This is a genomic window from Blautia sp. TF10-30, from assembly GCF_003481245.1.
GTDB classification, from domain to species: domain Bacteria; phylum Bacillota; class Clostridia; order Lachnospirales; family Lachnospiraceae; genus Fusicatenibacter; species Fusicatenibacter saccharivorans.
In genome coordinates, this window is record NZ_QUKM01000021.1 from 1 (window position 1) to 26,444 (window position 26,444).

The 26,444-nt window shown below is 48.9% G+C and carries 17 protein-coding genes and 1 tRNA gene; 17 read left to right on the top strand and 1 reads right to left on the bottom strand.

The features are described 5' to 3' along the window. Positions 1 to 73: 73 nt before the first annotated feature. The 4 genes from DXD02_RS14280 (at position 74) to DXD02_RS14295 (ending at position 3,906) form a co-directional block, all read left to right on the top strand. Positions 74 to 145: transfer RNA gene (locus DXD02_RS14280), tRNA-Asn, on the top strand. 108 nt (positions 146 to 253) lie between these two features. Then, entirely contained in the window at positions 254 to 1,021 is a 768-nt protein-coding gene (locus DXD02_RS14285; protein ID WP_117509992.1) for a class I SAM-dependent DNA methyltransferase, read from the top strand. 9 nt (positions 1,022 to 1,030) lie between these two features. Continuing rightward, positions 1,031 to 1,906: an Hsp33 family molecular chaperone HslO gene (hslO, locus tag DXD02_RS14290; protein ID WP_022462421.1), complete on the top strand. Its 876-nt coding sequence runs from the start codon at positions 1,031 to 1,033 to the stop codon at positions 1,904 to 1,906. 89 nt (positions 1,907 to 1,995) lie between these two features. Continuing rightward, positions 1,996 to 3,906, top strand: coding sequence for an NAD(+) synthase (locus tag DXD02_RS14295; protein ID WP_118667022.1), 1,911 nt, complete (start codon positions 1,996 to 1,998; stop codon positions 3,904 to 3,906). A gap of 131 nt (positions 3,907 to 4,037) precedes the next feature. Here DXD02_RS14295 and DXD02_RS14300 read toward each other — a convergent pair whose 3' ends face one another. Further along, complete coding sequence (locus tag DXD02_RS14300; RefSeq protein WP_118667023.1) at positions 4,038 to 4,511, bottom strand: hypothetical protein; 474 nt, start codon at positions 4,509 to 4,511, stop codon at positions 4,038 to 4,040. A 208-nt stretch (positions 4,512 to 4,719) separates the two neighbouring features. On the opposite strand from DXD02_RS14300, the gene DXD02_RS14305 reads away from it, so the two are divergent. The 13 genes from DXD02_RS14305 (at position 4,720) to DXD02_RS14365 (ending at position 26,099) form a co-directional block, all read left to right on the top strand. Then, a complete protein-coding gene (locus tag DXD02_RS14305) occupies positions 4,720 to 8,223 on the top strand; it encodes a PD-(D/E)XK nuclease family protein (protein WP_118667024.1) in 3,504 nt (1,167 codons plus the stop codon). Positions 8,224 to 8,302: 79 nt separating this feature from the next. Further along, a complete protein-coding gene (gene addA, locus DXD02_RS14310; RefSeq protein WP_118667025.1) occupies positions 8,303 to 11,998 on the top strand; it encodes a helicase-exonuclease AddAB subunit AddA in 3,696 nt (1,231 codons plus the stop codon). 107 nt (positions 11,999 to 12,105) lie between these two features. Further along, positions 12,106 to 12,807, top strand: coding sequence for an ATP-binding protein (locus tag DXD02_RS14315; protein ID WP_117761898.1), 702 nt, complete (start codon positions 12,106 to 12,108; stop codon positions 12,805 to 12,807). A 118-nt stretch (positions 12,808 to 12,925) separates the two neighbouring features. After that, positions 12,926 to 13,492: a hypothetical protein gene (locus tag DXD02_RS14320; RefSeq protein WP_117761899.1), complete on the top strand. Its 567-nt coding sequence runs from the start codon at positions 12,926 to 12,928 to the stop codon at positions 13,490 to 13,492. A 257-nt stretch (positions 13,493 to 13,749) separates the two neighbouring features. Then, positions 13,750 to 14,658, top strand: coding sequence for an ROK family protein (locus DXD02_RS14325; RefSeq protein WP_243106578.1), 909 nt, complete (start codon positions 13,750 to 13,752; stop codon positions 14,656 to 14,658). Between the two features lie 68 nt (positions 14,659 to 14,726). Next, the gene (locus tag DXD02_RS14330; RefSeq protein WP_055219308.1) at positions 14,727 to 15,443 is read left to right on the top strand and encodes a GntR family transcriptional regulator; all 717 of its coding nucleotides are present in this window, start codon (positions 14,727 to 14,729) and stop codon (positions 15,441 to 15,443) included. 145 nt (positions 15,444 to 15,588) lie between these two features. Next, positions 15,589 to 17,370, top strand: a complete 1,782-nt coding sequence (locus tag DXD02_RS14335; RefSeq protein WP_118667036.1) for a class I mannose-6-phosphate isomerase — start codon at positions 15,589 to 15,591, stop codon at positions 17,368 to 17,370. 50 nt (positions 17,371 to 17,420) lie between these two features. Next, the gene (locus tag DXD02_RS14340) at positions 17,421 to 19,817 is read left to right on the top strand and encodes a hypothetical protein (protein ID WP_118667026.1); all 2,397 of its coding nucleotides are present in this window, start codon (positions 17,421 to 17,423) and stop codon (positions 19,815 to 19,817) included. A 390-nt stretch (positions 19,818 to 20,207) separates the two neighbouring features. Next, positions 20,208 to 21,215, top strand: coding sequence for a LacI family DNA-binding transcriptional regulator (locus tag DXD02_RS14345; protein ID WP_118667027.1), 1,008 nt, complete (start codon positions 20,208 to 20,210; stop codon positions 21,213 to 21,215). A gap of 103 nt (positions 21,216 to 21,318) precedes the next feature. Continuing rightward, the gene (locus DXD02_RS14350; RefSeq protein ID WP_055265684.1) at positions 21,319 to 22,206 is read left to right on the top strand and encodes an ABC transporter permease; all 888 of its coding nucleotides are present in this window, start codon (positions 21,319 to 21,321) and stop codon (positions 22,204 to 22,206) included. Between the two features lie 12 nt (positions 22,207 to 22,218). Continuing rightward, positions 22,219 to 23,151, top strand: coding sequence for a carbohydrate ABC transporter permease (locus DXD02_RS14355; RefSeq protein ID WP_055219078.1), 933 nt, complete (start codon positions 22,219 to 22,221; stop codon positions 23,149 to 23,151). A gap of 95 nt (positions 23,152 to 23,246) precedes the next feature. Continuing rightward, on the top strand, positions 23,247 to 24,698 hold the full coding sequence (locus DXD02_RS14360; protein WP_117509974.1) for an ABC transporter substrate-binding protein: 1,452 nt from the start codon (positions 23,247 to 23,249) through the stop codon (positions 24,696 to 24,698). A 111-nt stretch (positions 24,699 to 24,809) separates the two neighbouring features. Next, entirely contained in the window at positions 24,810 to 26,099 is a 1,290-nt protein-coding gene (locus tag DXD02_RS14365) for a glycoside hydrolase family 125 protein (RefSeq protein WP_118667037.1), read from the top strand. The last annotated feature ends 345 nt before the right edge of the window (positions 26,100 to 26,444 follow it).

The following is a 26,444-nucleotide window of genomic DNA, read 5'->3' on the forward strand; positions in this document are numbered from 1 at the left end:
GTTCACAAGATGGAATGATAGATGTGTAGTGTATGCGGTTTTGAAGGTATATCAAATATCTTCAATTAAATAATCCTCGATAGCTCAATGGTAGAGCATTCGGCTGTTAACCGAAGGGTTGTTGGTTCGAGCCCAACTCGGGGAGTGAATGAGACCTGCAGGGATCCTGCAGGTCTTTTCGTATATTGAGTTGCCCTGTGTGATGTGATACAATAAGGCGTAGCTACTGTAAACGATGAAGGAGAAAAGAAAGATGAATGAAAGTTATACCAGTTTTGCCCAGGTATATGACATGTTCATGGACAACGTGGATTATCCTGCCTGGAGCAAATATCTGATTCAGCTTTTAAAAGAATATCAGGTGGAAGACGGACTGGTGCTCGATCTTGGATGTGGAACGGGGAATATGACCGAGCTGCTCGCCAAAGAGGGCTACGATATGATCGGCGTGGACAATTCTGAGGATATGCTCGAGATTGCCAGTGAAAAACGCGCCGAGTCCGGCTTAAACATTTTATATCTGCTTCAGGATATGCGGGAATTTGAGCTCTACGGAACCGTGAAGGCGGTTGTGAGCATCTGTGATTCCATCAACTATATTCTGGAGGAAGACGATCTGCGGGAAGTCTTCTCGCTCGTCAACAATTATCTGGACCCGAAGGGCATGTTTATCTTTGATCTGAATACCAAGTATAAATATGAACAGATGGGTGAGACTACGATTGCGGAAAACCGCGAGGAGGCAAGCTTTATCTGGGACAATTACTATGACCCGGAGGAAGAGATCAACGAATATGAGCTCGCCATTTTCATCCCGGAGGGAGAAGATTCCGATCTGTACCGTAAATTTGAGGAGGTACATTATCAGAGAGCGTATGATCTTGCGACGATCTGCCGCTTATTGGAAGAGGCAGGCATGGAGTTTGTAACGGCCTACGATGCATTCACAAAGGATGCGCCGAGACCGGAGAGCGAACGTATTTATGTCGTAGCAAGAGAAAAAGGAAAAAGTGAGAAATAGGAGAGAAACATGGATTATATTGTAAGAGCAACAGCGGCAGACGGACAGATTCGTGCGTTTGCAGCGACAACAAGAGAAACCGTAGAGACAGCACGCCAGGATCACAACACGAGCCCGGTTGCAACCGCAGCGCTGGGCCGCCTTCTGACGGCAGGTGCAATGATGGGCGTTATGATGAAGGGAGATAAAGACCTTCTGACCCTGCGCATCCATGCCGGCGGACCGCTGAACGGCATTACCGTAACAGCAGATTCCAAAGGAAATGTAAAAGGTTACGTCGGAAACCCGGACGTCGTGATTCCGGCCAACAAAAAAGGAAAACTTGACGTGGCAGGTGCTGTCGGCGTCGGATTCATGGATGTCATCAAAGACCTGGGACTGAAAGAGCCGTACGTCGGACAGTGCGTTCTGCAGACGAGTGAGATCGCAGAGGATCTGACCTACTATTTTGCAACGAGTGAGCAGGTTCCGTCCAGCGTCGGACTCGGTGTGCTGATGAACAAAGACAATACCGTCCGTCAGGCCGGCGGCTTTATCATTCAGCTGATGCCGTTCTGCGATGAGAAAGTCATTGAAAAACTGGAGCAGCGTCTGGCAGAAGTCAATTCCGTTACCGCATTCCTTGACGAGGGCCTGACTCCGGAGCAGATTCTTGAAAAACTGCTTGGAGACATGGACCTTGTGATCAACGATACCGTGCCGACCCAGTTTTACTGCAACTGCAGCCGTGAGCGTGTATCGAAAGCGCTGATAGCGGTCGGAAGAAAAGAACTGAACGAGATGATTCAGGAAGCAAAACCGGTGGAGCTGAAATGCCATTTCTGCAACAGCGCCTATGAATTTTCTACCGAGGATCTGAAAGAATTATTGCGTAAGAGCAAATAACAGTACTGTTTCAGGCGAAACGGAGGCTGTGAGAGCTTCTGTTTGCAGAAAATCTGTAACAGGGAACCAGATAGTGGAGGAAGAAAGAGATGAAACAGGGATTCGTAAAAGTTGCCGCCGCTTCCTGTGCGGTAGTGGTAGCGGATGTCAGAGAAAATACGAGAGTCATTCTGGAAACGATTCATAAAATGGAGGGCGAGGGCGCAAAGGTGATGGTGCTCCCGGAGCTGGCTCTCACCGGCTACACCTGTAGTGACTTATTCTGGCAGAGTCAGATGATTGATGCGGCGAAAGAAGGATTAAAGGAAATTGCCGATGGTACGAAAGAGACCGATGCGCTGATTTTTGTCGGACTGCCGTGGGAACAGGGCGGAAAGCTGTTCAATGTAGCCGCTGTGCTCTGTCACGGAGAGCTTCTCGGTGTTGTACCGAAAAAGTATTTGCCGAACTATAATGAATTTTATGAGCTGCGTCATTTTACGCCGGGAAAAGAAGCGGTGACAACAACGGAATTTTTTGGAAAAGAGGTTCCGTTTGGCATGAATCTGCTCTTCCAGTGTGAAAAAATGCCGCGTCTTAAGGTTGCGGCAGAGCTCTGTGAGGATCTCTGGACTCCAAATCCGCCGAGTGTAGCGCATGCGCTTGCAGGTGCGACAGTGGTCGTAAATCTTTCTGCCAGTGATGAAATGGTTGGAAAAGACAGTTACCGGAGAAGTCTTGTGAGCGCACAGTCGGCGCGTCTGATCTGCGGCTATATATACGCGACAGCAGGTGAGGGCGAGTCGACGACAGATCTTGTCTTTGGAGGACAGCATCTGATTGCTGAAAACGGAACCATTCTTGCCGAGGCAAAACGATTTGAGAATCAGATCATTTGCGCAGATCTCGATGTGGATCGTCTGACAAGTGAGCGCAGAAGGATGACCACGTATCCGGAGCAGAGAACCGATGGATATCAGATCGTTCGATTTTCATTGGCAATAGAAGAGACAAAGTTGACCCGTTACTTTGATCCGCGACCGTTCGTACCGTCAGACAAGCATAACCGCGATCAGCGATGCGATGAAATTTTAAATATCCAGGCTATGGGACTGAAAAAACGTCTGGCGCATACCCATTGCCAGAGCGCAGTCATCGGTATTTCCGGTGGACTTGACTCGACGCTGGCATTGCTTGTAACGGCAAGAGCATTTGATCTGCTCGGGATTCCGAGAAAGCAGATCCTGTCTGTAACGATGCCGTGTTTTGGAACGACAGACCGTACGTATCAGAATGCATGTGAGCTGACGAGATGCCTTGGCGCAACCTTAAAAGAGATCGATATCAAGGAGGCTGTCAATCTTCATTTCCGTGATATCGGACAGAATCCGGAGAAACACGATGTGACGTATGAAAACGGACAGGCGCGTGAGAGAACCCAGATTCTGATGGATCTTGCCAACCAGTCCGGCGGTATGGTTATTGGAACTGGTGATCTTTCCGAGCTGGCACTTGGCTGGGCAACGTACAATGGCGACCATATGTCGATGTATGCCGTCAATGCGTCCGTACCGAAAACCCTGGTGCGCCATCTGGTGCAGTATTATGCGGACACCTGCGGGGAAAAAGCACTTTCCGATATCCTTCTGGATGTGCTCGACACGCCGGTCAGCCCGGAACTGCTGCCGCCGAAAGATGGTGTCATTTCTCAGAAAACAGAAGATCTCGTCGGACCGTACGAGCTTCATGATTTCTTCTTATACTATATGCTGCGTGTGACGTACGAACCGCTCAAGATTTACCGTGTGGCAAAACTTGCATTTGCCGGTGTCTACGATGATGCGACGATCTTAAAATGGCTGAAAATGTTCTACTGGAGATTTTTCGCGCAGCAGTTCAAACGCTCCTGCCTGCCGGATGGCCCGAAGGTCGGAAGCGTTGCGGTATCCCCGCGCGGCGACCTGCGTATGCCGAGTGATGCGTGCGTGAAGCTCTGGAGAGAGGAACTCGACCAGCTGTAAAAAACAAAACAGGAAATACGGAAAGAAACAAAGATAATCCAAATTGGTGCAGACAATCAAATTTTGAGATGCACGACAGAAAAAAGGCTTCGGAGCAGAAGAATGCTTCGAGGCCTTTTTGCATGGAAAGATCAGGATTCTGAGGAGGAAGGATTTTGAGCCTGTTCGAGCGCCTGATTGATCGCGGAGACGAGCAGTTCGGAGGTGTAGCGGTCGTCCTCTCCGTAGATGAGGCCTTCCGTCGTCTGATTCACATAGATCTGGCTTGCGATGGAATCGAGCGCGGGCTCCATGAGCGGATACATGGCGGCGGTGGTTTCACTTAAGTTATTCAGTGAAATCGCGGTGATGCGGTCCTGCTCAACATTGACCTGCACATCGAAGGTCTGGTCGCCGAGGGAGATCGTGGAGGTGTAGATGCCGGGAATGTAGCGTGCATTTTCGGCGGAAGCAGCAGTGGTGACAGAAGGTTTTTTCGCAGAATCCTTCTTCCCGGAGAACATGATCAGAAACACCACGAGAAGAATCAGCGCGAGAGCAAGAAAAACAGCGGTGTAAACCACTTCTTTCATATGTAGTACAACAATTTTCGTTTTGGAACTCATGGGCGGGCACACTCCTTTTTGAAAAGCCGTCTGCGGGGCGGGAAGCGGGGGCGGAACAGGCGGGCGTTTTTACTATAATGTATGTGGGAAGAATGGTTTTTATGAAGGTTGTTCTACAGCAGGTTGATTGCATCAAAAAAAAGAGTCTGCTATACTGTAGCTATGTTTATTTTGGGGCAGAAATGGATCAGAACAGGAGGAGCAAGATATGAGTCTGCAGTTTATTATGGGAAATTCGGGGGCCGGAAAATCGCGGTATGTGTATGAAAAAATCCTGGCGGAAGCGGCGCGCCACCCGGAGAAAAATTATCTGATCGTCGTGCCGGAGCAGTTTACGATGCAGACGCAGAAAGAACTCGTGTCTCTGCATCCGGCGGGCGGAATTTTAAATATTGATATTTTAAGTTTTCAACGTCTGGCCTACCGTATTTTTGAGGAGACCGGCGGAAGCCTGTATCCGGTGCTCGAAGAGACGGGAAAAAGCCTCGTGGTGAAGCGCGTTGCGCAGGAAAAGAAAAAGGAGCTGACAATTCTTGGCAGCACGTTAAAAAGAACCGGTGCGGTTTCGCAGATGAAATCGCTGATCTCCGAGCTGAAGCAGTACCAGATTGCGCCGTCCGAGCTTGATGCGTGGGCGGAAGAGACGGGGGAGAAAAAGCTGCTGGCGGCAAAACTGAAGGACACCGGTGTGATCTACCGCGCGTTTGAGGAATATCTGGAAAACCGTTATGTGACGGCGGAGGATGTGCTGGAAGTTCTGGCGGGGAAGCTGGAAGAATCGGCGTTGATCAAAAACAGTGAGGTGCTGGTGGATGGGTTTACCGGATTTACGCCGGTGCAGATCGGTGTGCTTGGAAAACTGTTCCGGCTCTGTGCGAAGGTTTATGTGACGATTATTATGGATGAGCGGGAGGACCCGTATAAAAAGGCGATTCCGCATCAGCTTTTTGCGATGAGCCGCCAGCTTGTCCAGCAGCTCATGAAAGCGGCAGATGAAGCAGGGTGCCCGGTGGAGCCGGAAATCTGGGTCAGACGCTCGGGACATGGCCGTTTTCAGCCGGCAAGCACGATGGATCAGCTGGAGCAGAGACTGTTCCGGTATGGAAAGAGAGGATTTTCCGGAAATGGAATAGAAAAAAGACCAGAATCAGGAACGGAAGCAAAGACAGGAAATCCGGCAGCAGGATACGAGGCGAAACAGCAGGGCATCTACATCAGCGTCGCGCCGAATCCGCGTGCCGAGCTGGAAGAGACGGTGCGTCTGATCCGCCGCATGGTGCGCGAGGAGGGCATGCGTTACCAGGATTTCGCCGTTCTGACCGGAGATCTTTCTGTTTACGGCACGTATGCGCGGGAAATCTTTGAAAAATGTGGTGTTCCGTATTTCGTGGACGAAAAGCATTCCGTGCTGATGAATCCGTTCGTGGAATTTCTGCGTGCGGCGATCGAGATGGTGGTACAGAGTTTTTCGTACGAGAGTGTCTTCCGCTATCTGCGCTGCGGTCTTTCGAGTCTGGACCGCGAGGAGACGGATGCGATGGAAAACTATGTGCTCGCGCTTGGTATCCGCGGGCTGAAAGCGTATGGGGAAACCTGGACGAGGGGCTACCGCGGCATCAAGCCGGATGAAGTGCCGCAGCGCAATCTTCTGCGGGAGAAGTTCTATGCTGAAGTGCAGCCGTTTGCGGAGCGGATGAAGAAAAAAGATGCCACGGTGCGGGAGCGGACGGAGGCCCTGTACGCGTTGGCGGTACAGAATCAGATGCAGGAAAAACTCGAGGAGCGGCGGCAGCAGTTTGAACAGCAGGGCCAGGAGGCATTTGCAAAAGAATACAGTCAGATTTATGGCATCGTCATGGAGCTGCTGGACAAGATCGTCGAGGTGCTGGGTGAGGAGAAGATGACGCTGGCAGAGTATCAGGAAATTCTGGAAGCGGGATTTGCGGAGGCATCTGTCGGTATTATTCCGCCGACGGCGGACCAGGTACTGATCGGTGATAATGAACGGTCGCGTCTGAAGGACATCCGCGTGCTGTTTTTCGTCGGCGTGAATGACGGGCTGATTCCGCGCCACGACGCGGGCGGCGGCATTCTCTCGGAATATGACCGCGAGGAGCTGGAACGGGCGGATGCGAAGCTGTCCCCGACGGCGCGGGAGACGATGTATCAGCAGAAATTCCATCTCTACCGAAATCTGACAAAACCGTCGGAGCGGCTGTACCTTTCCTTTGCGAAAGCGGGCGCGTCCGGCGAGGCGCAGAATCCGTCGTATCTGATCAACGAAATACGAAAACTCTTCCCGGAGATTCCAGTGCGGGATATTGAAAAAGAGGAAAAACCGGAGGAAAAACTGGAAATGCCGCGTTCCGGCGAGGCACTGTTTCTGGAGGAGCTTGGCAGAGCGGCGGAGGGAGAGATCGATCCGCTGTTTGAGGAGCTTTACCGCTGGTATGCGGCGCACCCGGAGGCTGGAATTCCGGCGGAGACGTATCGAAAAGCGGCGTTTCTGCGGTGTGCGGACGGCGTAATCGGAAGGAGTGCGGCATCGGCACTGTACGGAGATACGTTAAAAAACAGTGCAACGCGGCTGGAAAAGTATGCGGCGTGTGCGTTTGCCCACTTTATGGAGTTCGGCCTTCAGATCCGCGAGCGGGATCAGTATGAGCTGAAAGCGGCGGATATGGGAACGGTCATGCATGAGGCGCTTGAGAAGTTTTCGAAAAAACTGCAGGAGAACGGTGAGACCTGGAAGACGGTGACCGATGACACGCGTGACCGTCTGATTGAGGAGTGTGTCGAGGAGACGATGGCGGACTATGGAAACACAATTTTTCAGAGTTCAAGCCGGAATCAGTACCGCATTATCCGCGTGAAGCGGATCCTGAAACGAACTGTCTGGGCACTGCAGCAGCAGATCCGGCAGGGAGAATTTGAGCCAGGGGAATTCGAGGTTTCGTTCTCGATGGAGGACTCGCTGTCGGCGATCAACATCGATCTGTCGGAGCATGAGAAAATGCGTCTGCGCGGACGGATTGACCGCGTGGATCTCTGCGAGACGGACGATAAGGTCTATGTGAAAATTATCGATTACAAGACGGGAAATACGTCGCTCGACCTGGTGGCGCTCTATTATGGACTGCAGCTGCAGCTTGCTGTTTATCTCGATGCGGCGGTGGAACTGGAGCAGAAAAAGCATCCCGGCAAGCAGGTGGAGCCGGCGGGCGTGTTCTATTATCATATTGATGATCCGATGCTCGATCAGGAGGAGGATGAGACCGACGAGGCGTGGGGCCGGCGGATGCTGAAAGCGCTGCGGATGGACGGTCTTGTGAATGCGGACCGGAAAGTTGTGGAGCTTCTCGACCGCGTGCTTGAGGACGGAACGACATCCGATGTGATTCCGGTTGGAAAGAAGAAGGATGGAAGTTATACAAGCTATTCGAAAGTAGCATCGCCGGAGCAGTTTGATGTGATCCGTACGTACACCAGAAAGAAGGTGCGTGAGATCGGCGAGGGCATTTTTTCGGGCAATGTAAAAATTTCCCCGTATCAGCGGGACGGTGCGACGGCGTGTGCGTACTGTGAATATCAGGGAATCTGCGGTTTTGACCAGAAAATTCAGGGATACGAGTACCGCAAACTGAAGGGCATGGACACGGAACTGCTGATGAAGGCGATGCAGGAGATAACACAAAGTGATCAAAAGGAGTGACTGCCTTCCGGAAAGGAAAGAGAAATGCAGTTTTCCATGTATGAGAAAGTAATCAGCCAGAAAGAAGAGGGAGAGATAAATGGCAGTAAAATGGACAGCGGAACAGCAGAAAGTCATTGATACGAGAGACCGGAATCTTCTGGTCAGCGCGGCGGCAGGTTCCGGAAAGACGGCGGTTCTGGTAGAGCGGATCCTTGCGATGGTAAAAGATCCCGTGCGCCCGATTGATATTGATCAGCTTCTTGTCGTGACCTTTACGCGTGCAGCGGCGGGAGAAATGAAAGAGAGAATCGGCCGCGCCCTGCAGCAGAGCCTCGAGGAAAATCCAGAGAATGAGCATTTACAGCGGCAGCAGACCCTGCTTCACCATGCACAGATCAGCACGATCCATGGCTTCTGTTCGTATGTGATAAAAAATTATTTTCAGATGATCGATCTCGATCCGGTATACCGCATGGCGGATGAGGGAGAGATCCGTCTGATGAAAAGTGACGTGATCCAGAAGGTGATGGAGGAGCGGTTTGCGGAAAAAGATCCTGCGTTTACACGGTTTGTGGAGAGCTACGCGGCGGGAAAACAGGATGACGGACTCGACGCGCTCGTGCTGAAGCTGTATGAATTTTCCATGAGTTATCCGTGGCCGGAGCAGTGGCTCGAAGAGTGCCGGGCGGCGTATCAGATCGATTCGCCGGAGGCGGTGCAGAAAAGCATCTGGGTACAGGTACTGATGGCTGAGGCGAAAAAGCGGCTCTCGAGTATTCTGGAAGGAATTGAGGAAAACCGAAAAACGGCGGTAAGCCCTGGCGGACCGTATCTGTATGACGAGGCGCTGGCATCAGATCAGCAGATGGTGGAAGAGCTGATCGAGACGGAATCGTTCGACGGAATGGTGCGCGCGATGGCCGGAATGAAGTTCAAAGCGCTTTCGCGGAAAAAGGCAGACGATGTGAGCGAGGCGCTGAAAGATCAGGTGAAGGCAGAGCGCGATGTATGCAAAAAAGAACTGCAGAAATTAAAAGAGCAGTTTTTCGAGAAGGACAGCGCCGAGATTGCGGAGGAGATTGCGGACTGCCGGGAGCCGATCGGCGTGCTGATCGATCTGACGGAGCAGTTTGCGAAAGCGTTTGCAGAGAAAAAACGGAGCAAAAATATTCTTGATTATGCCGATCTGGAACACTTTGCGCTCGAAATTCTTGTGCAGCAGGAGGACGGCCGTCTGGTGCGGACCGATGCGGCGCGGGAGCTTTCGGAACAGTTCCGCGAAATCATGATCGATGAGTATCAGGACAGCAACTTTATCCAGGAGGCACTGCTCTCTGCAGTGTCCGGCGAGGAGGAAGGCAGATGGAACCGGTTTATGGTTGGCGATATCAAGCAGAGCATCTACGGATTCCGCCTGGCGCGGCCGGAGCTGTTTCTGGAAAAATATCATACGTATGCGAAGGACGGGGAAAGCCAGCAGAGAATTGATCTCGACAAAAACTTCCGAAGCCGGCCGGAGGTGCTTGCGACGGCGAATTATGTATTCCGCAAGCTGATGAGTCCGGAACTCGGCGGCATCGCGTACGATGAGGCGGCGAGTCTCCATGCGGGAGCAGCGTTTCCTGCATTGCCGGAAATGGAAGAGGAAAAGACGGAAACGTGGCATGCGGCATATGAAACAGAACTTCTTCTGCTGGATGACAAGGCGCCCGAGCTGGAAGATGATAAGTCGCGTGAGACAAAGATGGAAACGGAGGCGGCTGCCGTTGCCGCGCGCATCCGCGAGATGGTCGGAAATGAGGAAGTCGTGGGCAAAGAGACCGGGGAATACCGGAAAATTCAGTACCGCGATATCGTAATTCTGCTTCGTGCGGTCAGCGGATGGGCGGAGACGTTTTCGCGCGTACTGCAGGCGGCGGGAATTCCGGCGTACAGCACATCAAAAACGGGATACTTTTCCACGCAGGAAATCGTGACGGTGCTGAATTACCTGCATCTGTGTGACAATCCATGCCAGGAGATTCCATTTACGGCAATCTTACGCTCGCCGATCTGCGGATGCACTGATGCAGAGCTTGCTGCGGTGCGTTGTGTGGATAAAGACGTAAAAATTTATGAGGCGTGTGGAAAATATGCGGCAGAAGGGGAAGATGAGGCGCTTCGGAAGAAGCTTGGAAGTTTTCTGGAGCAGCTGGAAACGCTGCGAAGCCGCGTGCCGTATACGCCGATCCATGAGCTGATCACACAGATTCTCGAGGAGACGGGCTACGGCGGCTATGCATCTGCAATGCCGGGCGGTGTGCAGCGGCGGGCAAATCTGGAGATGCTGGTGGAAAAGGCGGTGGAATTTGAGGCGACGAGTTACCGTGGACTGTTCAACTTTATCCGTTATATCGAGCAGCTTCAGAAGTATGAAGTCGATTTCGGCGAGGTGAATATTTACGGGGAGAGCGCAGACACGGTGCGTATCATGAGTATTCACAAGAGTAAAGGACTGGAATTCCCGGTTGTGTTCCTCTCGGGCATGGGCAAATCGTTTAACCAGATGGACAGCCGTGCGGCGCTTGTACTCCATTCCCGGATGGGCATCGGCGCGGATGCGATCGATCCGGAGCACCGCGTCCGTCAGGCGACACTGCCGCGGCAGATCATCCGGCAGAGCATGAAGCTGGAAAATCTGGCGGAGGAGCTGCGGGTGCTTTACGTTGCCATGACGCGCCCGAAGGAGAAGCTGATTATGACGGGCATGGCGTCGAAGCTGGAGAGCCGCGTGAAGCAGTGCGCGGCACATGCGGGGCGGCAGGATGAGCTGCTGTCATATCAGACATTGAGCAGTGCATCCGGGTATCTCGACTGGATTTTGCCGGCATTTTCGAGAAACCGGTGTTTCGACGGGCTGTATGAACAATTCGGTCTGGCAGGGAATGCGGACAATCCGCTGTATGCAGAGAAAATTCCGGTAACGATCCGCCTTGTATCACCGGCAGGACTTGTTGAGGGAGAAGTGCTGCATCAGATGGAGCGCGCGGTGAATGAGCAGAAGATCATGGAAATTCCGAAGCAGCCGCCGAGAGAAGCGGCGCTGAAGGAACTTGTGGAGGAGCGGTTTGCCTACCAGTATCCGTATGAGAAGGAAAAACAGATTCCGGTAAAGGTTACCGTTTCACAGCTGAAGAAGGCCGGGATGGAGGAATCCGAGATCGGAAAAGAGCTGTTCGCGCAGGAAGAACTCGTACCAATTGTGCCGGACTTTATGAAAAAGGATCATGTTGCGGCTCTGACGGGCTCTGACCGCGGAACGGCGTACCACCGCCTGCTGGAATGTCTCGATTACCGCAGAGCGTACAGCATCACAGAGCTGATGGCACAGACGGAGGAATTGATTGCAGAAGGAAAGATGACGAAAGAAGCAGCGGAATGCATTTATTTCAAATCGATCCTCGCTTTCGCAAAAAGTTCGGTTGGAATGCGGATGCGGAATGCCTTTTTGAATGAAACCCTGAAACGGGAGCAGCCGTTTGTGATGTCCGTTCCGGCAAGTGAGGCAGATCCGTCCTATCCGGAAGACGAAACCATTCTCGTGCAGGGAATCATTGACGCATGGTTCCCGGAGGGGGATGAGATGGTTCTTGTGGACTACAAAACGGACCGTGTGAAAGAAGTCGGGGAGCTGAAAAAGAGGTATGAAAAACAGCTCGCCTATTACCAGCAGGCACTGGAGCGGACGACAGGGAAGAAAGTGAAAGAGAAAATTATTTATTCGCTGGCACTGGATGAAGAGTTGGTATTGTAGGAAAAAACTACTAGAAAAAACAACTGTCAAAACAGGGATAAAGTATGATATCATAGTTGAGAAACAAACAGGTGTTGAGAAACAAAGAGAAAAAAGGAGATTCAGCGATGATTCGAAAAATTGTTCAGATAGAGGAAGACAGATGTACAGGATGCGGGCTTTGTGCGCATGCCTGTCATGAAAGTGCGATTGCAATGGTTGACGGGAAGGCAAAGCTGATCCGGGATGACTACTGCGACGGATTCGGTGACTGCCTGCCGGTCTGTCCGGCAGATGCGATTTCGTTTGTGGAGCGGGAGGCGCTGCCGTACGATGAGGAGGCGGTAAAAGAGAACCAGCGGAAGGCAAAAGAGGCGGCCGGACAGGAGAATACTGGAGCAGGAAAAGCAGGTGAAAACAGCTGGGCGATTGACCGTGCAGATGCGCAGGAAAATTCTGCAGCAGTTCCGTCCCGGCTCCGCCAGTGGCCGGTGCAGATCAAGCTGGTACAGGAGCGGGCTTCGATGTTTGCAGGAGCAGACCTTCTCGTTGCGGCGGATTGTACAGCGTATGCGTATGGAAACTTCCACCAGGATTTTATTCGGGATCATGTCGTTCTCGTAGGCTGTACAAAACTTGACGATATCGATTATTCCGAGAAACTTGCGCGGATTTTTATGTGCAATGATATTAAGAGTATCACGGTTGCACGCATGGAGGTTCCGTGCTGCGCAGGAATGGAGCGTGCCGTGAAGATGGCACTGAAAGAGAGTGGAAAGAAGATTCCGGTGAAAACCGTGGTGATTTCTACGGAGGGGGAAATTTTGTAGAAAATCAGATATAGTAATTAGCGTGTGCCCTTAAAAGTATTTTTACAATTGGTACATTCTGCTTTGTGGAATATGTAAGACGAAAAAAATGAAAAGCTCGGTAAGAGGTATTAGAAAAATGAGTATGACGAAGATACAAAAGGAGCTTCTTGGTGCGCTGATCGGTCTGGCCCGGTCGGTAGATGGAAGAGGAGAAGCAGCAAAAGGTGAATCGCAGGAGTTTTCCAGCGGTGACAGCAATGGTCACCGCCCGGACAAAGCCACGCATGAGATTCTGCTTGGCGGAATTTGTGCGGCAAATCCGGAAAAAGAGCTGAGGGAAGAAGAGGGGAAATCCTGGATTGTACGCGTGGAGGCAGAAAAGAACCGTCTGAATCCGGATTGCGCAGTGTGCAAGGGAAAATGCGGCAGAACAGATAACTATGATCTCGAAGAAATGGAGACAGATGAACCGTCGGACCGGGCACGAAAAGAGCAGATTCTTGCGGAATTGTTTCCGATGGCAGAAAAACTGCAGCAGCTTCGGAAAGAAACAAAAGAGCAAAACGAAGAATTGCAGGGGGCGGTTAATTTTTTGTATAAGGCATTGTTTGCGATTGGAAACTATGTCGGGGAAAAGAGTCTGCAGAGTGTGGTGCAGGAGATGAATAACCTTTTTGTTAAATTGGAAAATGTATTGAAATAAGTAGAAAATAAGAAAAATCCTCTGTCCGGAGTGTATAAAAAACCCCCGGAAACAGGGGATTTTTTGCGTTCTGCGCCAAGTGCATAAAACGTATTATCGCGTTTTCACAAAGTTTTGCAAAAGCAGACAAAATTGCAGACAGGCGCTTGCAACAGAAAAATGAATAGGTTATAACATTATAACAAGGCGGCAGGGAGAGCCAATACAAAGAAATGAGATTCTATTGGCATATAAACAGAAAAAATACAGGGGAAAAGATGAAAAGGGACGGAAGCGGGATGGAGCAGAAAAAATATATCCTTCTGGATGTTGGCGGAACGGAAATCAAAGGAAGTGTGTCGGACAGAAATGGAGTAAGAACGAAAATCCGGAAATTTCCAGCACAGGCGCAGAAGAGCACAGAGAGGATTCTGGACAATTTTGCAAAGATCTGCCGGGAACTGATGATAGAAGCAGACGGAAGTGTTGTTGGAGTCGGGATGGCGATTCCGGGTCCGTTTGATTATGAAAATGGAATCAGCCGGATGCAGGGACTGAATAAGTACGATGCCATTTACGGGATTCCACTGGAAAGAGAAATCAAGGCGCGCGTGCCGGAACTTGGATCAGCACGATTTTTGTTTTTACATGACATTGAAGCATTTGCACTGGGAGAAAGCTGGTACGGAAACTGTCGTGATGTAGATAAAATTCTGTGCGTCTGCATCGGAACCGGCGCCGGATCTGCTTTTGTAGAAAACGGGAAAACGGTGAAAACAGGAAAAGGTGTGCCGGAAAATGGATGGATTTATCAACAGCCGTTTGGAGATTCCATTTTGGACGATTATCTTTCTGTGCGCGGGCTGGAGCAGATTAGCCTGGCTGTGACAGGAAAAGTGTGGAGTGGAAAAGAATTGTATGGTCTGGTAAAAGCGGGAAACATGGAGGCAGAAGAAGTCTGGAGAAGATTTGGAGCAGATGTGGCGGCTGGCCTTCTTCCTGTGCTGGAGGAATATCAGCCGGATCTGCTGCTTCTGGGCGGACAGATTGCAAAAAGTTTTTCCTGGTTTGGAAAAGAACTGGAAAGAGAGTGCGAGAAAAGAAAGATTCGGATTCAGATAGAAACGGAAACATCCGGCCGTGCCATGGAAGGCCTGTTGTCACAGTTTCCTGAAAAAACACAATAGAGCAAAAATATTTTCAGAAACAAAAATACAATGCTATGGAGAGAAAAGAAGAAGGAGAAACTGCAAAAATGGATAGAAATCCGGGAGCACCGCCGCTGTATGCGCAGCTGGAACAGATTCTGAAACAGCAGATCGAATGCGGCACGTACAAAAAAGGAGATTTTCTGCCAACAGAAAAAGAGCTGATGGAAAAGTACGAGCTTTCGCGTGTGACAGTACGCCAGGCGATGACGAATCTGGTACAGAGCGGTTACGCCCGTGCACGGCGCGGCATCGGAACAGATGTTGTCTACGAGAAAGTCGAAGAGCAGATGGAAGGTGTCATCAGCTTCACGGAAGAAATGAAAAAGCATCATATCGAAATGCAGACAACATACTGCAAGATGGAACTGATCAGTCCCGGGGAAACGGTAGCAAGAAGTCTGCAGATTCCATTGACGGAGCCATGTTATTGCCTGAAACGTGTGAGGAATGCTGTGGGAAAACCCATGGTCTATACCATTACGTATCTGAAAAAAATCTGCGAACTGCCAACAGAGCCGGAGCCATACATGGAATCGCTGTATCAGTATCTGTGGGAGGAGCATGGAATCTATATTGAATCCGGCCGGGATACGCTTGAGGCGGCACTTCCATCGGAAGAGGTGCAGAAAGCACTGAAAATTGATGCACAGATGCCTATTTTTATCCGGACACGGCAGACATTTCGGAAGGGCGGCGAGGTTTTTGAATATTCGATCTGCTATTATCCGGGAAATCGTTATAAGTACACGGTGGAACTGTAAACATATGACATGTAAAAAAACGAAACCGGACAGAAGTGCGAAATCTGCCAGATGCGAAAGCGTTGAAACAAAGAGGATAGATCTGATCGGCGCAGGAAACAACCCAATGGATGGAAGAAAAATTAAGAAAAGGAAAAGAATCCAAATGAATTTAAAAAAGAAATATGGAAACTACGAATTACATCCGCAAATGAAGATCACAGGATACGAAAATGAAATCTGGGATGAAAAAAAGGAGATCATCGAAGAATTAAAACGGGCGGTTCAGGAAAAACAGAAAGAAAAGAAAACCTGTATTCTTTCCTTTGATCTGTACCCGGGTGTACGAAAAGAAGAAATAATGGAACTGGCCAATGCGCTGCAGCCGGACCGGATTTTTGATATCGAAGACTGTGCCAAAGACGAAGAAACGCTGTTAAGAGAATTTAACGATTACATCACCGATGACCGTGTTTTCGGCATTATGTGTCATAAAACCATAGACACCTGGTTTGAGAGCGAAAAGCTGGAAACCATGAAAAAAGCAATTGAGACAGAATGTGCGGAAGAAAAAGATACAAACGGTGGTCTGATCGTGATCGTTGGTACAGCGGCAGAGCTTCTGGCCGAAGCAGATGTTCTTGTTTACTGTGATCTGACCCGCTGGGAAGTTCAGCTCCGCTACCGGAGCGGCATGCCAAACTGGCACAGTACCAATTACAACGATCCGATCCTGACGAAATATAAACGGGGATTTTTCATTGAATGGCGTCTGGCGGACCGCTATAAAAAAGAGCGGTATGAAAAATTCACGTATCTTCTGGATACGGAGAAAGAAAATGCACCGGTTCTTACAACGGGAAATGCCTTCCGAGGCGCACTGCAGCAGCTTGCCAGACAGCCATTTCGTATGGAGCCGTATTTCGACCCTGGCGTATGGGGCGGCCAGTGGATGAAGGAAAACTTTGGTCTGGATGCATCGAAGGAAAATTTCGCGTGGAGCTTTGACGGAGTTCCGGAGGAAAACAGCCTGAATCTGGAAATCGGCGGAAAAGTCTTAAAAGTACCGGCACAGGATCTTGTCTTCTATGCGCCGCATGAACTGCTGGGTGAAAGAGTCCACGGCCGGTTCGGCGCAGAATTCCCGATCCGTTTTGACCTGCTGGATACGATGGGCGGCCAGAACCTTTCCCTGCAGGTACATCCGCTGACCGAATATATCTATGAAAAATTCGGCATGCCATATACGCAGGATGAGAGCTACTATCTTCTGGATGCCGATGAAGACGAAGAAACGTATGTATACCTCGGCCTCAAAGAAGGCGTGGATAAAAAAGAGATGGAGCGGGAACTCCGTGCAGCAGAAAAAGGAGAAGAACTTTTCCCTGCGGAAAAATATGTCAACAAAATCCCAGTCAAAAAACACGATCATGTGCTGATCCCGGCAGGAACGGTGCATTGCTCGGGTAAGAACACGATGGTGCTGGAGATCAGTGCGACACCGTATATCTTTACCTTCAAACTCTGGGACTGGGGGCGCCTTGGCATGGATGGACTGCCGCGTCCGATCCACCTCGACCACGGTATGAAAAATATCCAGTGGAACCGCGATACCAAATGGGTGTACGACAATATCGTCGGCCAGCAGAAAATACTGGAAAAAACAGAAACCTGTGAAGTGGAGCGCACCGGACTGCACAGCCGCGAGTTTATCGACACAATCCGCTATACACTTTCCGGGCCGCACACCGTCTCGATGGATGACACGGTTCATGTGATGAATCTCGTGGAGGGACGAAGTGCCCGCATCGAGAGCATGGATGGCAGCTTTGCACCGTTCACGGTACATTACGCAGAAACCGCCATCGTTCCTGCAGCGGTCGGAACATACCGGATTGTACCGGAAGAGGGCGAAATGATTAAAATGCTGGTAGCATCTGTGGGGTAAAGAGAGATAAAAATTTTGAGCAACATAGAACAGGAAAAGGAGAAATTATCATGACACACAAAATCAGAGAAGTCTACATCGTACATCATTCCCACACTGACGTGGGATACACCGATCTGCAGGAGCAGGTGATCTACAACCAGGCAAACAACATCCGCCGGGCAGTCGAACTGATTGAAAATGGAATCAAAAACAACACAACCCAGAAAGATCTGAAATGGAACTGTGAGACATGGTACTGCGTGGAGCAGTTCTTCAAAATGGCAACGGAGGAAGAAAAAGAAAAGTTTTTCGATCTGGTAAAAAAAGGAAATATCGGTCTGTCTGCCAATTATCTGAACTTTAATGATCTTGCCGACTGCAAATATCTGAAAGAAAAAATCCATACGATGCAGGAAATCTGCGGCGAAAAAGGAATCCAGATCAAAACAGCCATGATTGCAGATATTAATGGTATCTCCATGGGACAGCGCGATGCCCTGATCGAAAACGGAGTAGAATTTTTGTATACCAATATCCATACCCATCACGGCATGTATCCGCTGTATCAGAACCAGAAACCGTATTTCTGGGAAAATGAGAACGGACAGCGTCTGCTGGTATGGAATGGTGAGCATTATAACCTGGGAAATGCCCTCGGCATTGTTCTGAACAAAAATGTTAACTTTATGACGGAAAACTACTTCGGCAAAAAGAATGGTGATGTGACAGGACTTCTGGAAAATCTGCACACGAATCTGGCTGCGAGCATAAAGGAATATGAAGAAAATGGTTATCCGTACGATTTCTATATCACCAGTGTTTCCGGCGTTTTTTCGGATAATGCGCCGATCAACCCGGCCATTGCAGATACGGTTGCGCTGTTTAATGAAAAATATGGCGAAGAAGTCACCATGCATATGGTGACGCTTCAGGAATTGTATGACAAGATCCGGGATAAAGTGCAGGATGCACCAGTGTATCGGGGTGCCATCAATGACTGGTGGGGCAATGGCGTTGGAAGTACACCATATGCGGTGAAACATTACAAAGAGGCCGTACGACTGAACCATATCTGTGACCGCCTGGAAGAAAAAACAGGGGTACATAACGAAGAACTGATTCAGGCATATGGCGATAATTCTCTTTTATATGCAGAGCACACCTGGGGTCATTCTGCTACGGTAACCAATCCGTATGATACCATGGTAACAAATCTGGATATGCGAAAAAGCAGCTATGCTTCCAAGGCACATGAGGCCGCGGCAATGCGTAAAAATGAACAGTGCCATAAACTGGGTGATATCCTGCGGTATTACAATCTGTCCGGCAAAGTGAAAGCGGTCTCCACAAGCCATCAAAAGAGAGTATTTCCGGTAGAATTTTACGTAGAAACTTTAAGTCTTTTTGCAGTTAAAGTAACCGATGACAAAACAAAACAGGAGATGGAGGTGCAGCTGTCTGCTCATCCGCGCGGAGTCCTGATAAGTTTTCTGGCAGAATTTGAGCCGATGGAAGAGAAAACGTTCACGTACGAAGAGCAGCCGGCTCTGTCCCAGACCCTGTTCACCAGAACTGCCTGGGTAGGCGCAGAGCGGGTGCGCGATATTGTGAACACGTACGATCCGGAAAGTTACAAACTGCCTTACGGTCTGGAAAACGATTTCTTTCAGATCAAATGGAAAGTCGGAGAGGGCATTACCTCCTTCTACAATAAAAAAGCAGAGGTTGAAATGTGCAAATCCGGTCTGGAAACGTTCTTCACGCCGGTTTATGAACGCACCGAAATACGGAAGGGTGTTTATGCGGAACGCAGTCTGATCGGAAGAAATATCCGCGGACTTCACGCAGAGCAGTATCAGGGTGACCTTACGGATGTGAAAATTCTGGATCACGGACCGGTGTTTACCAAAGTAGAACTGATCTTTACCCTGGAGGGAACGTATCACAGCAGTGTTGTGATCAAAATGTACCGTCATCTTCCGAAAATTGAGTTTTCTTACCGGGTAGCCAAAACATTAAGCGAGGATATCGAAAGCCTGTACCTTCCGTTATCGTTAAATCTTCCGGATGCGGAAGTGATGATCCAGAACGGAGGTGTTACCATGCGCCCTGGTATTGATCAGCTTCCTGGCACCAATATGGAATACTATATTGCGGATGAAGGGCTCGTTTACCGGACAAAAGATCAGACGATTCTGGTTAATACTTTTGACACACCGTTACTTTACATGGGGGAGATGGAATCCCACCCAATCCTTCTGTGCGATAACAAAGAGGAGAATAATAAACGGCCGGTTTACAGCTGGATTATGAATAACACATGGGAAACAAACTTCAAGATGGACCTGTCCGGATTCAGTGAGTTCCGTTATGGAGTGGAGATTGTGGAGCAGGGAACCGCAGAGAAAGATATGGAAAGCCTGTCAGATAATGACAAGGGTGTGGTTACCTTTATTTGCGGGTAATCATTGTTCCGCGGTTTTACGGCGGTGTCAGGCAATGAGGCCATGGCTGTCTGGCGGTAGTATGAAAAACAGCAGAAGATGAAAAAAGACAGCGGGGAGTATGACAATTAGACGAAAAAGTCAGACTTTCCGCTGCTTTTTCGTTAAAAATGAAAACAGGCGAAAAAGTACTGCGTTAATATTAAGATGTTATGTGACTTAACACAAGAACACAGATTTTCTGTCTAAAAAATCAAAAGAAACAGAAGAATACTCCTCGATCTATACAAATTAGGACTGGAAAATAAGAATTTTAATATACAAAATAACGAAAAGGCTATTGACAATCTTTCTAAAAGATGTTAACATCTAAACACAAGTTAAGAAACAAATAGAGGGGCTGTTGGTAACATGGCAGAGAGAAAATCAGTATCCATGCAGGACCTGGCAGATAAGCTGGGCATCAGTAAAGTAACAGTTTCCAAGGCGCTGAACGGAAAAGACGGCGTGGGAGAAGAACTGAAAGAAAAGATTTTTGCGCTTGCGAGAGAATCCGGTTATGTCCTTCCGGACTACGGAAAACGGAAGAGCAAAAAAGTCGGTATCATCATGAGTCCGCGGTTCAGCTCCGGAGACGAAGGAAAATTTTATATGGCAATGTACGAGCGGATCATCTACGAGCTGCAGAGAGCATCCTGTTCGAGTATCATGATTTCTCCGACAACAGCAACACTCCCGTCGGACATGAACACGATACAGACCAGAGGGCTGTTCGACGGCCTGATCTTTCTTGGTATTCTCGATAAGGGTGTCCGGGAGCAGATTGCACAGATTGATCTCCCGAAAGTGTATGTGGACATCTACGATCGAACCCACAAATCCGATTCCGTCATCACCGAGAATATTTACAGCTCCTATGAGCTGACCAATTACCTGATCCAGCAGGGCCACACAGACATCGGATTTGTCGGAACCGTAGGAAGTACAACCAGTATTTCCGACCGATATCTCGGATATCTGCGGAGAATGCTGGAGGAGGGAATTTCCCCGAAAAATGAGTGGAGAATCCCGGACCGAAGCGATGAAGGCATTGCCATTCCGCTTTTGCTGCCGGAGAAGCTGCCCACCGCATTTGTCTGTAACTGCGATGCCACCGCATTCAAATTAGTGCAGGCATTAAAAGAGCGTGGAATCTGCGTACCGGAGGATGTTTCCGTGACCGGTTTTGATGATTCCATTTATGCACAACTGTGCAGTCCGCCGCTCACCACGGTTGCGGTTGACACCGACGCGATTGCACGTCTTGCGGCAAAACGTATGATCAAACATATGAATGAACCGCAGAAAAAGAGCGGCGAGGTATACCGCATTCCCGGAAAGATTATTTACCGGGATTCCGTTTGTAAGATAAACGGATAAAGTGATAAGCCCGAGCAATCGGGAGAAGGAGGAAAAAATCTTGAGTAAACCAAGCAAAAAGAAAAAAGGACGCTGGACCAAGAATGACACGGAGCTGACCGTCATGGCGCTGCCGACCACCATCTGGTATATTCTGTTCTGCTTCCTGCCTATGTTCGGTCTGATCATTGCGTTCAAGAATTACAAAATCACCGGCGGAAAGAGTTTCATTTATAACCTGCTCCACAGTGACTGGGCCGGCTTCAAAAACTTTTCGTTCCTGATCAGATCCAACGACCTGTTCGTCATCCTGAGAAACACAATCCTGTATAACCTTGCATTTATCGTTCTTGGTATGGTATTTTCCGTAGGACTGGCTATCATGATCAGCCTGCTGCACAACAAAAGAGCGTCGAAGGTATATCAGACGATGATGTTCTTCCCATATTTCATGTCATGGGTTGTAGCTTCCTACTTCCTGGATGCATTCCTGAACCAGGACAACGGTCTGATCAACAGTATAATGAGAAATGCAGGCAAGGAACCGATTCAGTGGTACATGAGTGCCGGTGTATGGCCATTTATCCTGATCTTCATGTATCTGTGGAAATCTACCGGATACAACATGGTTATCTACCTGTCCAGCATTTCCGGTATTGATACCACACTGTACGAGGCAGCCGTTATGGACGGCGCCAACAAGAGACAGCAGGTATGGCACATTACCCTGCCTTGCTTAAAGAGTGTCATCATCATGATGTTCATTCTGAATGTCGGAAAGGTCTTCTACTCCGACTTCGGACTGTTCTTCCAGCTTTCTCAGGGAGCAAGCGGTTCGATCTTCAAAACGACAGCAACTATCGACACATATGTATACAACGCACTGCAGTCTTCCACTCCGATCGGAATGACTTCTGCGGCAACATTCTTCCAGTCTGTTGCATGCTGCATCACCATCCTTCTTGCCAATGCCATTGTGAAGAAGATTGATGAAGACAGCGCGATTATTTAAGGAGGTACGAAAATGGCAAAAAAGAAAAAAGATCTTGATCTGGCTTCCTCTTCACATTTAAATCAGATCCAGGGATCTACAAATGCAATTTTCAATGTTATTTTTGTGATCCTCGCCCTGGCCTGTATTATCCCGGTGGTATTCATTTTTATGATCTCGATTTCTTCCGAGCATTCGATCAAGATGAACGGCTACCAGTTTATTCCGAGCGCATACTCGCTGGATTCCTACAAATTCCTTCTTCGGGAAGGACAGATGATCCTGACAGCACTTGGCGTTTCCGTTGCGGTAACGGTTATCGGTACGGTAATCGGAGTTGCCCTTACGATGCTGATGGGTTACGTTCTTTCCAGAAGCACCTACAAACTGAACGGATTCTTCACCATGGTCGTTTTTATTCCAATGATCTTCAATGGTGGTATGATTTCTTCTTATGTAGTTAACACACAGTTCCTCAACCTGAAAAACAGTATCTGGGCGCTGATCCTTCCGCTTTGTGTTTCTTCGTTCAACGTTGTTATCTGTAAAACGTTCTTCAAGACCAACATTCCGGAATCCATCATTGAGTCGGCACAGATCGACGGAGCAACCCAGTTCCAGATTTTCGGAAAGATCGCCCTGCCGCTGTCGAAACCGCTGATGGCAACGATCGCCCTGTTCCTCACCTTCGGTTACTGGAACGACTGGTTCCAGTCTTCCCTGTACATCAGCGATACCAAGCTGTATTCCCTGCAGGCTCTGCTGGATCACGTACAGAGAAATATTGAGATGATGGCAAACAACCCGTCTCTTGGCGTTACCACGGCACAGTACATGAACTCGATGCCAAAAGAGGGCGCCCGTATGGCGATGGCAATCATCATCATCATCCCGATCGCATGCTGCTATCCGTTCTTCCAGAAATACTTCATTTCCGGTCTGACGGTCGGTGCGGTAAAAGGCTGATCGACCATTTACCTTTATGGATCTCATACTGAAGCAAAAGGCTTCGGTTAAGGATAATTTCAACATTCTATATTTTATATCAGGAGGATGCTACAATGAAAAAGAAACAGTTTTTAGCTCTTGCACTTTCTGCTGTTATGGCCGGTGGCATGCTGGCAGGCTGCGGAAGCAGCAACGGAAGCAGCAGCTCTTCAAAGAGTGATGCAAAAGATGAAGTTGTTACACTGAAATGGATTCAGGTTGGTAACGGAATGCCGAAGGATTATGATGAGTGGCTTGCACAGATCAACCCATATCTGGAGGAGAAAATCGGCGTTAATGTAGACATGGAGATCGTTCCGTGGGGTGACTGGGATAACAGAAGAAGCGTTATCACAAACTCCGGCGAGTATTTCGATATCCTGTTCACCGACCAGAACCGTTACTCTTCTGAGGTGAACACCGGCGCACTGATGGACATTACAGATCTGCTCAAAGACAACGCTTCCGAGCTGTATGACATGATTCCGGAAGATTACTGGAAAGCAGTAGAAGTAAATGGAAAAATCTACGGCGTACCGACCTACAAAGACAGCTCCCTTTCCGAGTACTTTGTATGGGATCAGGATATTGCAGACAAATATAACATTGATGTAAATTCTGTAACAGATTTCAATACTCTGTACGATGCTCTGAAGACAGTAAAAGAGGGCGAAGGCGGATCTCCGTACTTCATGTCCAAAAATGGTGCAAACTTCCTGCTGAACCTGAACTACGATGATTTAAGCTCCGGACTTCCGGCAATCGGCGTTAAATACGGCGATGACAGCAAGACCGTTGTCAATCCGCTGGATGACGAAGAAATCCTTTCCAACCTGGATATCGTTCGTAAAATGTATCAGGAGGGCATCATCAACGGAGACGCTCCGACAGCAGATGATTCCAGCAAATACGCAATGTTCTTTGTTGCACAGGGATGGAGCGGCGCTGCAAAAACAACATGGGGTCCGAACAATGGTATCGCCAATTGTTCAGCAGTACAGTATGGCAACACAGTCGTTTCCAACACAACTGTACGTGGTTCCATCAATGGTATTTACTCCGGATGCAAGCACCCGGACAAAGCACTTCAGCTTCTGAACCTGGTAAATACGGATTCCAAAGTACGTGACTGGTTCTACTATGGAGCAGAAGGAAAAGACTTCGAGTACACCGATGACAATAAGGTACACCGCCTGACCACTGACTGGGGTATGGCCGGATATACCCAGGGTACTTTCTTCAACGTAACTCAGACAGACGATGTTGACTTCAACCAGTGGGATGAAGTAGAAGAGCTGAACGAGAAAGCAACTCCGTCTGAGATGCTTGGATTCAACCTGGATACCTCCAACATCGAAACAGAGCTTGCAAACTGCCGTGCCGTATATGAGAAATACTATTCTGAGTTATTCACCGGCGCACAGGATCCGAGAGAGCTTGTAAAAACAATCGATGCAGAGCTTGAGACCGCAGGCTGGGAGACCATCCGCGAAGAAGCTCAGAAACAGATTGACGCACAGAAATAAGTCTGATACATTAATTTTATAAGAACTACAACAGGGCATTTTCGATTGCGGAGATGCCCTGTTGTAGAATAACGGGAAATGAGAAAAATTGAGCGAAAGGATGAAAAAAGAATGAAAGAGACCTTACCAAAGTCCATTCAGGAGCTGATTTTAAGCCTGAGAGAAAAACTGAAAGACGAGCCGGAAATCGTTGATATGTTTGAACGATGCTACTCCAATACCCTCGACACAACCGTAAAGAAAATGGAGGACGGCAGCACCTACGTCATCACCGGAGATATCCCGGCCATGTGGCTGCGTGACTCGGTAGCACAGCTGCGCCCTTACCTGGTGCCGGCACAGAATGACCCGGAGCTGGCTGACCTGATCGCGGGCCTGATCCGCCGCCAGTTTATGTGCATCAACATCGATCCATACGCAAACGCCTTCAACGAAGGACCGAACGGCAACTGCTGGGAGAAGGACGAGACCGATATGGGACCGTGGATCTGGGAGAGAAAGTATGAGATCGATTCCCTCTGCTATCCGCTGCAGTTCTCCTACCTGTTCTGGAAGAATACCGGAAGAACCGATCAGTTTGACGAGGTTTTCTGGGAGGGTGTTGACAAAATCCTGACTGTATTTGAGACCGAAATGAATCACGAGGAGAAATCCCCGTACAGCTTCATCCGTAAAAACTGCTCCTACACCGATACGCTTTCCCGCGACGGAAAAGGTGCGCAGGTAAAATCCGGCATTGGCCTGATCTGGTCCGGTTTCCGTCCAAGCGACGACTCCTGCCGTTACGGATATCTGATTCCGTCCAATATGTTTGCGGTTGTTGTTCTGAACTACCTGAAAGAGATCGCAGATTTTGTCGGCGGTAAAGAGGAGATTGCAAAGAAAGCAGAAGAAATGGCAAAGACCGTAAAAGATGCGATTGAAACGTATGGTACGACTCATATCTGGGGACTGGGCGATGTTTATGCATACGAAGTAGATGGTTTTGGCCAGTACAATCTGATGGATGATGCCAATGTACCGAGCCTTCTGGCTATGAGCTATCTGGGCTATGAGCCAAAGAGCCAGGAAGTGGCTGACAATACAAGAAAGCTGATCTTAAGCGAGGCGAACCCGTTCTACTATTCCGGAACAAAGCTTTCCGGAATCGGAAGCCCGCACACACCGGTCCGCTACGTATGGCACATCTCAAAAGCCATCGAGGGACTGACCGCACCGACAAAAGAGGAGAAACATCAGATGATCCACGAACTGATGGCAACCGACGGCGGCACAGGACTGATGCACGAGGGTGTTTTCGTAGATGATCCGACCGTTTACACCAGAGAGTGGTTCTCCTGGGCAAACGCAATGTTCTGTGAGCTGGTCATGCAGTATTGCGGATATGAGATTAAGAAATAAACAAAAAGAAAAACGAAAAAGATAGAAAAGAGGAGGCTGTGTTCGCTGCACAGCCTCCTCTTTTCGTCTACACCAAAGAAAACTGTCAGTAACAGTTTCCCTGAAAGGAGGGACAGCAGTGGGGAGAATACTGCTGTCCCAGGGGAACATGGGATTTTCATTTTGATTCATTTCTCTACACACGGTGTATTATACACAGTTTTTTGCGATATGTAAAAGATATAATTGATATGAAAGATATAATAAATTAGCATGACGAAGAAATGTAAAAGAATCTGAGCATCAGAAAATCTTAGGAAATCTATTGGGATTTCTTTGGAAAAGAAGAAGCGGAATCCTAAGAAT

Bases quoted from the DNA above. Each gene is read 5' to 3' on its own strand.
- DXD02_RS14345 (WP_118667027.1), top strand. From the start codon at position 20,208: ATGGCAGAGAGAAAATCAGTATCCATGCAGGACCTGGCAGATAAGCTG.
- DXD02_RS14300 (WP_118667023.1), bottom strand. From the start codon at position 4,511: ATGAGTTCCAAAACGAAAATTGTTGTACTACATATGAAAGAAGTGGTT.
- DXD02_RS14335 (WP_118667036.1), top strand. From the start codon at position 15,589: ATGAATTTAAAAAAGAAATATGGAAACTACGAATTACATCCGCAAATG.
- DXD02_RS14295 (WP_118667022.1), top strand. From the start codon at position 1,996: ATGAAACAGGGATTCGTAAAAGTTGCCGCCGCTTCCTGTGCGGTAGTG.
- DXD02_RS14320 (WP_117761899.1), top strand. From the start codon at position 12,926: ATGAGTATGACGAAGATACAAAAGGAGCTTCTTGGTGCGCTGATCGGT.
- DXD02_RS14305 (WP_118667024.1), top strand. From the start codon at position 4,720: ATGAGTCTGCAGTTTATTATGGGAAATTCGGGGGCCGGAAAATCGCGG.
- DXD02_RS14355 (WP_055219078.1), top strand. From the start codon at position 22,219: ATGGCAAAAAAGAAAAAAGATCTTGATCTGGCTTCCTCTTCACATTTA.
- DXD02_RS14365 (WP_118667037.1), top strand. From the start codon at position 24,810: ATGAAAGAGACCTTACCAAAGTCCATTCAGGAGCTGATTTTAAGCCTG.
- DXD02_RS14285 (WP_117509992.1), top strand. From the start codon at position 254: ATGAATGAAAGTTATACCAGTTTTGCCCAGGTATATGACATGTTCATG.
- hslO (WP_022462421.1), top strand. From the start codon at position 1,031: ATGGATTATATTGTAAGAGCAACAGCGGCAGACGGACAGATTCGTGCG.
- addA (WP_118667025.1), top strand. From the start codon at position 8,303: ATGGCAGTAAAATGGACAGCGGAACAGCAGAAAGTCATTGATACGAGA.
- DXD02_RS14330 (WP_055219308.1), top strand. From the start codon at position 14,727: ATGGATAGAAATCCGGGAGCACCGCCGCTGTATGCGCAGCTGGAACAG.
- DXD02_RS14340 (WP_118667026.1), top strand. From the start codon at position 17,421: ATGACACACAAAATCAGAGAAGTCTACATCGTACATCATTCCCACACT.
- DXD02_RS14360 (WP_117509974.1), top strand. From the start codon at position 23,247: ATGAAAAAGAAACAGTTTTTAGCTCTTGCACTTTCTGCTGTTATGGCC.
- DXD02_RS14350 (WP_055265684.1), top strand. From the start codon at position 21,319: ATGGCGCTGCCGACCACCATCTGGTATATTCTGTTCTGCTTCCTGCCT.
- DXD02_RS14325 (WP_243106578.1), top strand. From the start codon at position 13,750: ATGAAAAGGGACGGAAGCGGGATGGAGCAGAAAAAATATATCCTTCTG.
- DXD02_RS14315 (WP_117761898.1), top strand. From the start codon at position 12,106: ATGATTCGAAAAATTGTTCAGATAGAGGAAGACAGATGTACAGGATGC.